The sequence below is a fragment of the Bacteroidales bacterium genome, from assembly GCA_023229505.1.
GTDB lineage: Bacteria > Bacteroidota > Bacteroidia > Bacteroidales > JAGOPY01 > JAGOPY01.
In genome coordinates this window covers 62,741-77,064 of sequence record JALNZD010000001.1, presented here as the reverse complement: position 1 = coordinate 77,064, position 14,324 = coordinate 62,741, and the positions used below count along the sequence as shown (strand labels likewise).

Sequence of the window (14,324 nt, the reverse complement as noted above, 5' to 3'; positions counted from 1 at the left end):
AATCAACAAACATGTCAATGTAAAGTTAATTAAATGATTACAATAGCATATGGCTGAGAAAAATAAGAATGATTAACTTTACCGGAAATTATTATCATGAAATATAACAGAGTCCTGCTTAAACTCAGCGGTGAATCCCTGATGGGACAAGCTTCTTATGGTATTGACCCCGGCAGGTTGCAAGAATACGCCCTGGAAATCTCAGAAGTTTACCACAAAGGTATACAACTTGCGATCGTTATCGGTGGAGGCAATATTTTCCGGGGCATCAAGGGTAGTCTGCAAGGCTTTGACCGGCAGACTGGGGATTATATGGGTATGCTGGCCACGGTAATCAATAGTCTTGCGCTACAGACGGCTTTGGAGCATTTTGATGTCAGGGTTAAGCTCATGTCGGGTCTTGATATTCCGAAAATCGCGGAAATGGCCTATGGACCAGCTGCCATTGACTACATGGAAAAGGGGTATGTGATTATTTTCAGCGGCGGAACCGGCAACCCTTACTTTACTACCGATACAGCTTCTGCCCTGCGGGCGGTTGAAATCGGTGCCGACGCCGTGCTCAAAGGTACCCGTGTTGATGGTGTTTATACCGAAGACCCCGAAAAGAACCCCTCTGCCAAAAAATATGATCAGCTGACTTTCCGCGAAGCCTACGAGAAAGATTTGAAAATAATGGATATGACTGCCTTTACCCTGTGTGAAGAGAATAATATCCCGATCGTGGTTTTCAATATGAATCAACCGGGGAACCTTAAAAAACTTCTTGAAGGAGAAAAATTGGGAACCGTGGTTTCAAGGGATTAAATTTACCTTATTTCTAAAGGATTTTCATCACTTCATGCCATGAATGAACTTCATGGTCAAGGCGGTGTTCATGCACATGGCGCTGAGGGTTGAAATACAAAGTGTCCATCCCGATTAACCGCGCACCGGCCATGTCAACCAGCAAATCATCACCGATCATCAGGCTCTCGCTGGCTTTTGCTCCTGCTTTTTCCAAAGCCAGTTCGAATATACCTGTTTCAGGCTTTTTTACACCGGCTTCTTCAGATGTGGTAATTGTTGTAAAATACTTCCTGAGGTCACAGACATCCAGCTTTTTCTGCTGGATTTCTTCAAAACCGTTAGTGATGATATGAAGTGAGTAATCAATTTTCAAATAATTCAACGCTTCACGGGAATGCGGAAAAAGAATAGTCTTTAATGGGCTAAGGGTAACGTAATCTTCAGCAATCCGGGTTGCCAGGATCAGGTCGTCGATACCAAATTCCTGCAGGGTTAATTCAAAACGCCGGATATTTAGTACTTCTTTTTTTATTTTATTCTCCCGGTATAAACCCCACAACAAATCATTGATACGCGTATAAACTTCTGTAAAATTATGTAAATGACTGATTCCATGCGATCTCAGTTGGTATTTTTCGAAAATTTCCCGGAACGTTATGCGTGAATTACTTTCGAAATCCCAAATGGTCTTATCAAGATCAATGAAAATATGTTTGTATTTTGATGGTGATTTCATTCCGACAAAAGTAAGATAATCCATTAAAATTCGCTCAATTCGCGTCATTCGCGTGCCATTAAAAAAATAATTTAATAAAAACTTGACTTTGTAATAAAAAAAGTAGTATTATTGCAATATCAAAATAATATTAAAATGAATATTAAAATGGAAAAAGAGAACAATTTTTCACCAAAAAGTGGCTATCTATTCCTGGCCATCATTTTTATTCTTCTCGGTGCAATATTTGCACTGGCTTTTTCGCTGGATAAGGACTGGATTTTCGCGTTCATTGCTATTCCTGTCTTTCTGATGCCTGGATTCATGGTGGTCAATCCCAATGAATCTATGGTCCTGGTGTTGTTCGGTGATTATACCGGCACAATCAAAGTGAATGGGTTCTTCTGGGCCAATCCTTTCTTTGTTAAAAAGAAGATTTCGCTCAGGGCCAGGAACCTCGACAGCGAACCGATCAAAGTGAATGATAAGGTTGGAAATCCTATCATGATCGGGATTGTAATGGTCTGGAAGGTCGAAAATACTTTTAAGGCTGCTTTCGAGGTCGATGATTATAGTCATTTTGTTGAAATCCAGAGCGAATCCGCTATAAGAAAATTAGCAGGGCATTATCCTTATGATAACTTCGATGATGCCCAGGCCGAGATCAGCCTGCGTTCCGGGGGAGAAGAAGTTAATCATGTTCTCGAGAACGAGCTCAGGGAACGTCTGTCAATTGCAGGAATTCACATCATCGAGGCAAGGATAAGTTACCTGGCTTACTCCGCCGAAATTGCCGGCGCCATGTTGCGCAGACAGCAGGCAACAGCCATTGTGGCCGCACGTTTTAAAATTGTCGAAGGCGCTGTCAGTATGGTTGAGATGGCATTAGAGCAGCTCTCAAAAAAGAATATTATCGATTTTGATGAGGATAAAAAAGCTGCCATGGTCAGTAACCTGATGGTCGTGCTTTGTTCAGACAAGGATGCCGCACCCGTAATTAATGCCGGAACTTTACATCAATAGGTCTAATTAAAAGTAAGTTATGGCTGGTAAAAAGACATTTGTGCTCAGGCTGAACCAGGATACATATGCAGCTATAGAAAAATGGGCTGCTGATGAGTTCCGTAGCGTTAACGGCCATTTAGAGTGGATCATCGACCAGGCGCTTTCAACATCGGGCAGAAAGAAAAAATCCGTCTGAATCACATGAAAAAAAAGAGGGTGCTCTCAAATGAGGCACCCTCTTTAAGTATCAGTAAGAATGATTATTTAACCATGATCTTTTTCGTTGCAATCCCTTCATCAGTAGTGATCCTGACAAAATAGACACCTGCATTGAATCCGGTAGTATTCATATTGAAGTTGGTATCTTTCACAACCTGGCTGTAAACTTTCTGGCCGAGCTGGTTGAAGATATCCACCTGGGTCATTTCAACACCTGATGTGATATTCAGTTGATCTGTGACCGGGTTCGGGTAGATAGCTATTTCAACATCCTGCGACTGTTCCGGCATACCAACGAGGAAGTCGATCGAGACGTCATCAATCATGAATGCGAGAGCATCTTCTGAAACACACTGGATGGCGACATAAACTGTCTGGCCATCATAAGCTGCTAAGTCAAAAGTAACTTCGGTCCATACGGTCGGTGCTTCCATCGGGGTAGAACCGGAGATTGCAGTAAAGCTTGCCGGGTCCATATCGGTAGTGGAAACGAGCACATTGTATCTCTCCAGGCCATATTCACCCGTATAGGATTTTACCCACAAAGTGATAGAAGAATTAATTCCCAGGGTAATCTGCGGGGAAATCATCCAGTCATCATTCAGAAAGGTAGGATCTGCAGCATCCATACAAGCGCCGAATCTTACACCGCCATGGGGCTGGATTTCCGGGTCACCGGTCATGGGAGGAGTGGTAGTGGCCGGATTGAAAGCAATAAATGCCATAGGCTCCTGGCTGTGCGGGAAGGTAACGTCCGGGATAGGGAAAGTGCTGGAACCGTCAACATCCACAACTGACCAGAGATTGAAGGTCATATCCCAGTCAGCCTGTTCCTCAAAGTCAAGGATAACTGACACCGGCGTACCTCCTTCAGTTACTTCGAATGTCACCGGGACGTCAATTTGCGAATTTTCCGGGTCATTGCTTAAAACACGCAAAGTAGCCGTGTAGGTACCGACATCCAGGCCGGAAGCATCACAGGTAACCGTAAGCGGATCCGTGTTGCCCGGGGTGATCAGGCCGGAGGCAGGAGCAACGGAGAGCCATTGCTCAATCGGGGTTCCGGTCAGGTTAGCACGGATATTCCAGTTATATGGCAGAGCAGGATTGTTGGAAAGATGCGACCAGCCTACACCGGTGGAAATGAAATCGCCGTTAGGATCGTTAGGACCAGCATCGACGCCTGGAATATAAATTCCAGTATCGGGTTGCGTGAACTGATAACCTACCCAGATATCAGCACCGGTGATATTGACCGGGGTGGCTAAGTTAATGGTATTCCAGCTGAGGCTCTGTCCTGCAAATGGTTGCGAAACCAGCAAGGTCCCGGGCTGATAACTCGTACCCATATCATAAATTTTAAGAACGAAATTGGTACCCGGATCGTTAATGTAAACATCAACCGTACTGATCTTCATCCCTGCATGGGGCAAAGTAAGGTTAGTGGGGAACATGGCTGCAACAATGGGGGAGATGGGCGCTGAACCCCATCCAATTGCATTGGAATTATCACCATCATAATGCAGTACGAAATCATCTGTCGGTGGGGGGTTATATGACGCAGGGCGGGCATCCGGATCGACACTGACCTCGCTGTAGCCCAGTGTCCTGACCGGGCTGGACTGACCTTCAAGACTGATGACATCAGTCCGTTGTACTGCGACTTCATAGATCACACTGACCTGGTATTCCAGATCTGCCGCCCCTTCATTAGTGATGTTAAGCGTTGTTTCGTCAACACCGCCCGCTGGTGCAGTGGCTGCAATGCTTGTAGGATCAACTGCAATGACCGGATCCAGTTCTCCGGAAATCTGCAGGAACTCTATGTCATCGAAATATGACTTGGGAGTTTCGCCTGTGGCGGCTCCAGCATAAAAGTCAACTCCACCCAGTTGATTAGTCCCGGCTGTACCGTCAGATAGGAAATGGAATGGCCAGGAATAAATGATCACCCCGTCGATGGTCAGTGTTACCCAGTCTTCATCGATGTTGATATTGTTTTCCACTGAGAACCAGGTGTCTTTAGGATAATCAAAAGTGAATGGAGTTGTACTGCCGGCAAACAACCTGCCGGTGCCATCTTCATCGAAGTAAACTTCATAGGCCCATTCAATTCCGGGGGACTGGAAATGCTGTATGTTAAAATATCCGGCATATCCGGTTTCCACATATGCCATCCAGTTCAATGCGTAAGAACCGGAGATCCGGTCGCCCAGTTTGAGGATGAGGTCAGAGGCTCCCGGAACTTCATCAAGGACAACTGATTTTGTCGGGCTGTTGGCATAATCATCCACAATCTCGCCATCTTCGCCTGAACCAGGCAGATTTGACCAGGTAGTCCACCATATTGGATTAACCACAGCCATGAATTCTCCAATATTATAGGATTCAAAATCATCAGCATATAATTCGGCCGGAATGGGTTTGAACTCCAGGTTATCAAAATAAGCCCTTGGCGTTTCTCCGCTTCCGCTTTCAGCCCCGGCATAAAAGTCTACCCCGCCAAGCTGGTTGGTTCCACTCGTACTGGTTCCCTGATAGTGGAATGGCCAGGAATGCACCAGCACACCATCCACATATAAATAAGCCATATCGCCATCGATATTAATGCGGTTAACAACCTGGAACCAGGTATCTTTGGGATAAGTAAAGGTGATAGCGGTCGTGCTGCCGGCATAAAGTTTTCCGGTACCGTTTGTTCTTAAATAAACTTCATAGGCCCATTCAATACCAGGTGATTCGAAATGCTGGATGTTAAAATATCCGCATTTTCCTGTCTCAACATAGAAATCGAAATTCACTTCATAAGCCCCTGAGGTCTTATCTCCCAACTTGAGGATAAGATCGGATGCACCGGGAACTTCATCAAGGACAACTGATTTTGTCGGGCTGCTGGCATAGGTTTCGACGATCTGTCCATCCTCGCCTGATCCGGGCAGGTTTGACCAGGTTGTCCACCAGGTCGGGTTTTCAACTGCAATGAAACTGTTAACATCATACGATTCGAAATCATCATAATAGAAGGAAGAGATCAGTTGTTCCACCTTTACATCATCAAAATAATAGGTTGAAACGTCACCTGAGGGTGCACCGGCATACATATTCATACCACCAAGCTGTATGGCGCCGGGATCCCCGAACGTACCGAGGCTCCATGGCCAGGCAACGATCTGGACACCGTCGATCCAAACTTCTGCCCAGTCATTGTCAAGGTCGACAATATTAACGATATTGATCCAGGTATCATGGGAAAATGTAAAAACACCCGCGCCTTCTGCACCGGCATCGATCGTACCGTTGCCATCCTCGCCGAAATAAGCCTGAACGCCCCATTCCACTCCCGGAGAGGAGAATTTCTGCAGGTTATAATACCCGCCAAAACCGGTCGGGACATACATGTTCACTTCGACCTTCCATTTTCCGGAAACCTTGTCGCCAATTACTTTTAACAGGTCTGTAGTACCTGCCACTTTCACTGAATTTACACCGCTCAGGGCCTCTTCAGTGCTGACATATCCATCTTCAGAAGAGCCCGGGAGGTTACTCCAGGTTGTCCAATAATCGGACTGCACTGCCAGGTATTGTCCTGCCGTATATGACTCGAAATTGTCAAAGTACGCGATAGCCTGAGGGAATGCAGCCCACGAGATTAGCATTGCTGCTACAAAGAGTAATAGTTTTCTCATAAAGCTTTATTTATTTAGGTTAATACTAAAAAATGCTTAAGCAAATATAATATTATAATTTTTTATTTCCCGTAAAAAATTTCAAATTTCAAGTTTCAAATCCTCAACTTAAACCTTAAATCTTAAACCTCTTACCTTGCCAAGTTCCTCTTTCTTCCATCCTTTTTTCGATCTTAACCAGGATCTGATCATTGCGGATCAAACCCCAGCCAGGTCCTGCCAGGAAACGGGGCGGGACTTCACCTGCAAATCTTTCTATTACGAAAGCCGGATTTAGCTTTTCAACAAAATCAATAATGAATTCAATGTAATCATCCAGGGAAAACCGGATAAAACCTTCAGGCATCATTTTAAACTCTTCAGCCATCCTGGTACCTTTAATAATTTGTAACTGGTGAAATTTAATGTTATTGATATTCAAAGCCGATAATATCTCAGCTTCTTTCATCATTTCATCCCTTGTTTCCCCCGGAAGCCCGAAGATCAGGTGAACACCGGTTTTTATACCATATTGAGATGTCATCCCGAGTGCAGCGATGGAATCCTCAAAGGTATGGCCCCTGTTAATCCTTTTCAGGGTTCGGTTATAGCACGATTCAATGCCGTATTCCAGCATGATATATTGAGACTCAGAAAGGTTCCGGAAATATTCAAGTTTCTCCCCGTCAATACAATCAGGCCGGGTACCGATAACCAAGCCGATTATCTCCGGGAAAGACAGTGCCTGTGAGTAAATCTCTTTCAGTTTTTCCAGCGGGGCATAGGTATTGGAATAAGGCTGGAAATAAGCAAGGAAAAGGGAAGCCCGTCGGTATCTCCTTGCATGGAATTCAATTCCTTCTTCAATTTGCGTGAGGATTGATTTTTCAGGATGGCAATAGGAGGGATTGAAAGCATCGTTATCGCAATAGGTGCATCCTCCCAAGCCCTTGGACCCATCACGGTTAGGACAGGTAAACCCGGCGTCAATAGCTAATTTTTGTACTCTTCCGCCGAATTGCTTTTTGAAATATTCGGCATAGGAGTTAAAGCGGCGTTGATGTCCCCAGGGGTACATCAATTATTTAGTAGCGTTTTCAAGCCTCTTCATGATGGAAAAGATGAAAGCTGCCGAAAGCAGGCAACAGACAATGAATATGGCCCAGAGCTGCCACAGGTCGAGTTTGCCCCAGAAGTAGCTTCCGACAAAAAGAAGCTTGTTGCCAAGCGCAGTCGCCAGCAGCCATCCTCCTTGCATGAGGCCCTGGAACCTGGGTGGAGCAACCTTTGAGACAAAAGATAAACCCATCGGGCTTAAAAAAAGTTCGGCGATCGTCATGATCAGGTAGCCGTTAATAAGCCAGTATGGCATCACCCTTGAAGAATCAGGCACTGAATGGTACTCTAATTTACCGGCTTCGCCGACATATTGAAGCTCGTGAGGCGAGACCAGGCCGAGGGATGCAATTAGTATAAGCAAAAATCCGACAGCTGCGATGATCATCCCGATCCCGATTTTCTTCGGGGTTGATGGTTCCATATTTTTCCTGTTCAGCCAGGCGAAAAGTCCCATTATAGGAAAGGTGAGCGCTACAATGAACAAAGGATTAAAAGATTGGAATACTTCGGGAGCTATAGGGTTCAGTGTGTTATAACCCGATATAAAATAATAAGTCAGGCCACCACCGACCAAAAGCATACCAGCACCGATTAACTTGGTAGTGGCTTTTTTATTAAGGATCACGAGGAAGAGGCCGGCAACCGCACCAATGAAAGCGAGTATCGACTCAAGGTTAAAGAAAATATTGGTGAAGGGCCCTACATCTTTTACCGTATAATCCCGGGCGAAGAAAGTAAGGGTCAGACCGTTCTGATGGAAAGACATCCAAAAGAAAATAACAACGATGAAGACCAGTCCGAGTGCAATGAGTCTTTTCTTTTCTTCTGCCCAGGGCATCTTAACAACAGACTTTGCATTTGCATCGGCTTTTGCGATCTTATCTTTGGATGGCAGGTGTTTATTGAAAATGAGATAAACAAGCATTGAGATGACCATTGCCCCTGCCGCAATCGAAAAAGCATAATTATACCCCCTGGAGAAAGCATCAATGTAGTTTTGAGCAAACGTCCCCAGGTCAGTTACAGGAAGGCCGGATAACGAAACCTTGTTGGCAAGAGTCTGGAAATCTCCGGTGTTGACGAGTTCACCCCGCATAAAAGCATGGCACATCGCCGGAAGGCTTCCGTCATGAAGAAATCCTTGTGTTTTCAGGAACCAGTTACGGATACCGGTAGCGACGAAAGGCGCAAAAAATGCACCGATATTAATACCCATGTAAAAAATCATGAATGCATTATCCCGGACTTTTGAATACTTCGGGTTATCATACATCTGACCCACAACTGCCTGAAGGTTTCCTTTAAAAAGGCCATTTCCGAATGCAATGGTAAAAAGGCCAACCAGCGTGACGGTGAGGGTGTTTCCCGGAATTCCCATAATGAGGTACCCTGCAAACATGACTATAATACCGGCCAGGATCACGAGTTTGTACTTCTTTGTCCAGTCGGCCAATAAACCGCCAAGGAGAGCTAACGCATAAATGCTGAAATAAAACCAGCTGTAATAACTTCCGGCCTGGCTTTCAGTTAAACCGTATTTAGCTTGCAGAAACAATACCAGTATGGCCATCATGGTGTAGAAGCCAAAACGTTCCCCCATATTGGAGAAAAAGGCTACGAAAAGTCCTTTTGGATGATTTTTAAACATAATTTTAGGTTTTAGTTATAAAAACACTGGAGAAGTCAATGACACAAAAATAATGAAAAATCGAACTTTTCAAAATTTCAATCAGAATAAGGTAAAATTTAGTAAGTTTTTTCGATATCAGTTGTAATGAATCTATTCTTCTATCGTCTTAACACCAAATGAACCCTGAAGAGTTTAAAATACAGGTCCTTCCGCTGAAGCACAGACTGTTCCGTCTGTCACTGCGGTTGCTGGGCAGGGTTGAAGAAGCGGAAGATTCAGTGCAGGATGCCTTGATTAAACTCTGGACCAGGCGGGATGATTTGAAAAATTATTCTAGTATAGAAGCCTTTGCGATGGCAATAACGAAAAATCTCTGCCTTGACAGGATCAGGTCAAAAGCTTTCCAGACAGAACGACTGACTGACCGGCAGGTTTTAACCGTAAAGCATAACCCTGAAGAATTGTTGGAAAGGGCTGATTTTACAGGGTTTGTCCGGAAAATCATTGAAAATCTCCCGGAACAGCAAAAGGCGATCATGCATATGCGGGATATTGAAGGCCTGGAATATGAACAGATTGCCGAAGTCATGGAGTTGAATATTAATGCGGTAAGGGTGAATTTGTCGAGAGCACGCAAAAAAGTCAGGGATACGATCTTAAAAATACAAGGATATGAACTTGCACGAAATTGAGAAACTATTGGAGAAGTATTTTGAGGGAGAAACCTCTCTCTCAGAAGAAAATCAGCTCCGTGATTTTTTCGCCTCAGGGGATGTACCTCTGAAGTGGAAAAATCTTGAAGGATATTTCAGTTTCGTAATCCAGGAACAGGATCAGAAAATCGAGGATGCTGATTTCGATAACAAGGTGATGTCCGCCGTGAAAGGAAACAATCTGGCACCACTCGTTGATCTTCGCCGGCCCTGGATTTATTGGATTGCCGGAGTTGCTGCCAGTGTGCTCATCCTTATCGCTGTTTTTGTGAAATTTGACCCATTCTCCAAAAGAATAGAAGATACTTATAAGGACCCGCAAACCGCATACCTGGAAGCCAGGAAGATCCTGCTCTTTGTTTCCGCCCAGTTCAATAAAGGAACCAGGAGCCTCGAACCAGTCAATGCACTGGAAACCGGGTTAAAGGAACTTAAACCTGTTGCGGCTTATAATAAAGGATTGAATGAAGTAAACAGGCTGGACCAGGTTGATAAGGTCGATAAATTTATTACTAACAACTAATCGTGAAACTTGAAACAGTGGAACGGTGGAACAGTGAAATAGTGAAACAGTGAAATTTTTAATTTTTAATTTTTAATTTATAAAACTATGAAACGGACAATTCTTGCAGCTTTAACTATGCTGCTTTTAATGAGTACACAACTGCTGAATGCCCAGAACAGTTCTGCCATCGCACTGTTCGACAAATACAGCGGTAAGGATGGTTTTACCACGGTCAGCATTTCCAAGGAACTCTTTGGAATGTTTGCGGATATGAATACGGATGATCCTGATGCGAAGGAAGTTAAAGCAATGATGGAGCAGTTGGATGGAATCAAGATCTTGATGTATGAGACGAAGGATTCAAACAGCACTGGCACTGCACTGGTCAGTTTTAAGTCAGAGGTCAGCAAACTACAGGTTTCAGGCTACAGCGAACTGATGGTCGTCAAACAGCCGGGAGAAGAAGTAAAATTCCTGGCTATGAAAAAAGGCGATAAGATCGGGGAACTGCTCCTTGTGATCAGCGGCGAAAAGGAAGCCGGGTTTATTTCGATAACCGGAACGATCGACATGGCTACCATTGGAAAGCTTTCGAAAACCATGAATTTTGAAGGCATGGACAATCTCAAAAAATTAGATGAAGAGAAGAAATAATCCTTTAAAATAAAAGGCCATGAAAAAGCTGATCGTCTTAATGATTGTTGCCTTTGTACCAGCCTTTCTTCTGGCACAAAACACACCGCTTTCTTCATTGTATGACCGGTATGTGAGTGAACCCGGGTTTGAAACCACTGAGATACTGCCCGGTTCCATGAGCTTCGATTGGGAAAAGACCGTGAATAACATCCAGATGAAGGAGATGATGCAGAATATTGAGAGCATCAGGATTGTGAAATATAAAACCGATGCCGGAAAAGCTGACCAGGATAAACTTTGGAAGAAAATGCAGAAGACTGCCGGAGATGACCAATATACCAAAGTGATCACCGTTAATGCTGAAAAAGTACAGGTTAATATCTTTATGATAAAAGGACCGGCCGGAAATACCAGGGAAGTTGCCATGCTCGAAAAAGATGAAAAAGGTATTATGATGGTAACGGTTACAGGTAATATGGACTTTTCTGCCATGTTCAGCCCTGAAAATTTACAAAGCCTCCGTGAGATGGTGGAATATTACATGCATAACAAAGGGGACTGCAAGCCTGAATAGAACCAGGTTTTTTTCTAATTTTGTGCATTATTTTTTTGAATCACTGAAACATCAGGAATAATGCACATTCCCAGTAAATACAGCCCCCGTGAGATTGAGAGCAAGTGGTATCAGCATTGGATGGACAAAAGGTACTTCCACTCTGAACCGGACGAACGTGAACCTTATACGATCGTTATCCCTCCTCCCAATGTCACGGGGGTTTTACATATGGGCCACATCCTCAATAACACTATCCAGGATATCCTGGTCAGGCGGGCCCGCATGCAGGGAAAAAATGCCGAATGGCTTCCCGGTACCGACCATGCTTCCATTGCCACGGAAGCAAGGGTTGTAGCGAGCCTGAAAGCAAAAGGCATTGATAAGTTCGACCTCACCCGTGAAGAATTCCTGAAATATGCCTGGGAATGGAAAGAAAAGCACGGCGGCATCATCCTTGAACAATTAAAAAAGCTGGGCGCTTCCTGTGATTGGGAACGTACCCGTTTTACAATGGACCCTGATATGTATGAATCTGTCATTGACGTTTTTGTTGATTTGTACCATAAAGGGTTGATCTATAGAGGTGTCAGGATGGTTAACTGGGACCCGAAAGCACTCACCGCCCTTTCAGATGAAGAAGTAATCTACAAAGAAGTCAAATCAAAGCTTTATTATATCCGCTATTTTGTCGAAGGGAATCCGGAGGAATGGATAACCATTGCTACCACACGTCCGGAGACAATCCTGGGCGATACGGCCGTTTGTGTGAACCCGAACGACCCTCGATACCGGAACCTTACGGGTAAAAAGGTGCTCGTTCCCCTCATCAACAGGCCCGTGCCGGTTATAGAAGATGAATATGTGGATATGGAATTCGGCACCGGGTGCCTGAAAATTACCCCTGCCCATGATATTAACGATTACGAAATTGGCCGGCGCTTTAAACTTGAATCTATTGACATTTTTAATGATAACGGTACACTCAGCGAAAAAGCCCTGCTATATGTGGGGGAGGACCGCTTTGTGGTGAGGGAGAAAATTACAACCGAACTCCAGGGAAAAGGATTTATGGTCAAGGTGGAAGACTATATCAACAAAGTAGGATATTCAGAGCGGACAGATGAAGTCATTGAACCAAAACTTTCCTTGCAGTGGTTCATGAAAATGGACGTCCTGGCCAAGCCCGCATTGAAGGCAGTCATGAATGAAGAGGTCAGGTTCCACCCTGCTAAAATTAAAAACTCCTACCGGCATTGGATGGAAAATGTCCGTGACTGGTGTATATCAAGGCAGTTATGGTGGGGGCAGCGGATACCCGCCTATTATCTCCCCAACGGGGAATTTGTAGTGGCAAAATCTGCGGATGAAGCCTGGCAGAAAGCAAGAGAAGAGTTAAACCTTCCGCAGTTGAAGAAGGAAGACCTGTTACAGGATGAAGATGTGCTCGACACCTGGTTTTCGTCATGGCTCTGGCCGATTTCAACCTTTGATGGTATAAGAAATCCGGATAACAAGGATATCAACTATTATTATCCGACCAATGACCTGGTGACCGCTCCCGAAATCCTATTTTTCTGGGTTGCCAGGATGATCATGGCTGGCCTGGAATACAGGAAAAAAGTACCATTCCGGAATGTTTACTTTACAGGTATTGTGCGCGATAAACTCGGCCGTAAAATGTCAAAATCTTTAGGCAATTCACCGGACCCGATCGATTTGATGGACCATTACGGCGCCGACGGCGTGCGCATTGGAATGCTGTTCATGTCGCCTGCCGGGAATGACCTGCTTTTCGATGAATCATTATGTGAACAGGGGAGGAACTTCAGCAATAAAATCTGGAATGCACTTCGCCTGGTCAATAGCTGGACGGTGGATTCTGAATTGAAAACTTCAGGAAACAATAAGACTGCTGTCAATTGGTTTGAGAACAGGCTTAACGAGGCCCTTGAGCAACTGGAAGATCATTTTTTGAAATTCCGGATGTCGGATGCCCTGATGACTGCTTATAAGCTTACCTGGGATGAATTCAGCTCCTGGTACCTCGAGATGGTCAAGCCCGAATACCAGCAGCCTGTCGACCGTGAAACCTATGACAGGACGATCATCTTTTTTGAGACACTGATGAAAGTCCTTCATCCTTTCATGCCGTTCATTACGGAAGAAATATGGCACCAGCTCAAGGAAAGGCCGGACGGTGATGACATTATAATTGCACCGTATCCCGTTTCTTCAAAATATAAGACCGATCTTTTAAAGCACTTTGACCTTGAGCGGGAAGTGATCATTGCCATCAGGAATGAACGGGTGAATAAAAATATTTCCCAAAAGGAAAAGATCTCTCTCTACGTGAGGAAAAACCATGGCCAGCGACCAAATACATATTTTGATGAAGTGGTGATTAAAATGGGTAACCTGGCAGAATTAAAATATACAGAAGAGAAAATTGAAGGTGCAGCTTCTTTTATCGTGGGCTCTACCGAATTCTTTATACCGCTTGAAGCGGAAACGATAGATATTGGAACGGAAATTTTAAGATTAGAGAAAGACCTTGAATATGCCCGCGGGTTCCTTGCATCCGTGATGATGAAACTCGGAAATGAAAAGTTTGTCAACAGCGCACCGCCGAAAGTCGTTGAAATAGAAAAGAAAAAAAAGGATGATGCTGAATCGAAGATCCGGGTGATCGAAGCACAATTAGATACTTTAAAGAGTAGAACTTAAGTCCATCTGACTTCTTGAGTTAACTGCCGACCGCTGACCGCTGACCGC

12 protein-coding genes are annotated in these 14,324 nt (G+C 44.4%); 8 read left to right on the top strand and 4 right to left on the bottom strand.

Features of this window, described 5'->3' with window-relative positions:
* The first annotated feature begins 93 nt into the window (after nucleotides 1-93).
* Entirely contained in the window at nucleotides 94-807 is a 714-nt protein-coding gene (gene pyrH, locus M0Q51_00290) for a UMP kinase (GenBank protein ID MCK9398417.1), read from the top strand.
* A gap of 13 nt (nucleotides 808-820) precedes the next feature.
* Here pyrH and M0Q51_00285 read toward each other — a convergent pair whose 3' ends face one another.
* Nucleotides 821-1,573, bottom strand: a complete 753-nt coding sequence (locus tag M0Q51_00285; protein ID MCK9398416.1) for a YjjG family noncanonical pyrimidine nucleotidase — start codon at nucleotides 1,571-1,573, stop codon at nucleotides 821-823.
* Between the two features lie 87 nt (nucleotides 1,574-1,660).
* Between M0Q51_00285 and M0Q51_00280 the strand changes: the two genes are divergently transcribed.
* Together M0Q51_00280 and M0Q51_00275 are read left to right on the top strand one after the other, a co-directional pair.
* Nucleotides 1,661-2,527, top strand: a complete 867-nt coding sequence (locus M0Q51_00280; protein ID MCK9398415.1) for an SPFH domain-containing protein — start codon at nucleotides 1,661-1,663, stop codon at nucleotides 2,525-2,527.
* 19 nt (nucleotides 2,528-2,546) lie between these two features.
* Complete coding sequence (locus M0Q51_00275) at nucleotides 2,547-2,705, top strand: DNA-binding protein (GenBank protein ID MCK9398414.1); 159 nt, start codon at nucleotides 2,547-2,549, stop codon at nucleotides 2,703-2,705.
* Nucleotides 2,706-2,769: 64 nt separating this feature from the next.
* Here the strand turns inward: M0Q51_00275 and M0Q51_00270 are convergent, their stop codons facing one another.
* From M0Q51_00270 to M0Q51_00260, 3 genes are all read right to left on the bottom strand, one after another.
* Nucleotides 2,770-6,414 (bottom strand): choice-of-anchor J domain-containing protein, encoded by a 3,645-nt coding sequence (locus tag M0Q51_00270; protein MCK9398413.1) that lies wholly within the window; start codon nucleotides 6,412-6,414, stop codon nucleotides 2,770-2,772.
* A gap of 115 nt (nucleotides 6,415-6,529) precedes the next feature.
* Nucleotides 6,530-7,471 (bottom strand): TIGR01212 family radical SAM protein, encoded by a 942-nt coding sequence (locus M0Q51_00265; protein MCK9398412.1) that lies wholly within the window; start codon nucleotides 7,469-7,471, stop codon nucleotides 6,530-6,532.
* A 3-nt stretch (nucleotides 7,472-7,474) separates the two neighbouring features.
* Nucleotides 7,475-9,160, bottom strand: coding sequence for a peptide MFS transporter (locus tag M0Q51_00260; protein MCK9398411.1), 1,686 nt, complete (start codon nucleotides 9,158-9,160; stop codon nucleotides 7,475-7,477).
* A 158-nt stretch (nucleotides 9,161-9,318) separates the two neighbouring features.
* Between M0Q51_00260 and M0Q51_00255 the strand changes: the two genes are divergently transcribed.
* The 5 genes from M0Q51_00255 (at nucleotide 9,319) to M0Q51_00235 (ending at nucleotide 14,276) form a co-directional block, all read left to right on the top strand.
* The gene (locus M0Q51_00255; protein MCK9398410.1) at nucleotides 9,319-9,834 is read left to right on the top strand and encodes a sigma-70 family RNA polymerase sigma factor; all 516 of its coding nucleotides are present in this window, start codon (nucleotides 9,319-9,321) and stop codon (nucleotides 9,832-9,834) included.
* Nucleotides 9,815-10,378, top strand: a complete 564-nt coding sequence (locus M0Q51_00250; protein MCK9398409.1) for a hypothetical protein — start codon at nucleotides 9,815-9,817, stop codon at nucleotides 10,376-10,378. Before M0Q51_00255 ends, M0Q51_00250 begins: the two co-directional genes overlap by 20 nt.
* 87 nt (nucleotides 10,379-10,465) lie before the next feature.
* The gene (locus tag M0Q51_00245; protein ID MCK9398408.1) at nucleotides 10,466-11,014 is read left to right on the top strand and encodes a DUF4252 domain-containing protein; all 549 of its coding nucleotides are present in this window, start codon (nucleotides 10,466-10,468) and stop codon (nucleotides 11,012-11,014) included.
* A gap of 19 nt (nucleotides 11,015-11,033) precedes the next feature.
* Nucleotides 11,034-11,570: a DUF4252 domain-containing protein gene (locus M0Q51_00240; protein ID MCK9398407.1), complete on the top strand. Its 537-nt coding sequence runs from the start codon at nucleotides 11,034-11,036 to the stop codon at nucleotides 11,568-11,570.
* Nucleotides 11,571-11,630: 60 nt separating this feature from the next.
* Nucleotides 11,631-14,276 (top strand): valine--tRNA ligase, encoded by a 2,646-nt coding sequence (locus M0Q51_00235; protein MCK9398406.1) that lies wholly within the window; start codon nucleotides 11,631-11,633, stop codon nucleotides 14,274-14,276.
* Nucleotides 14,277-14,324 lie beyond the last annotated feature (48 nt).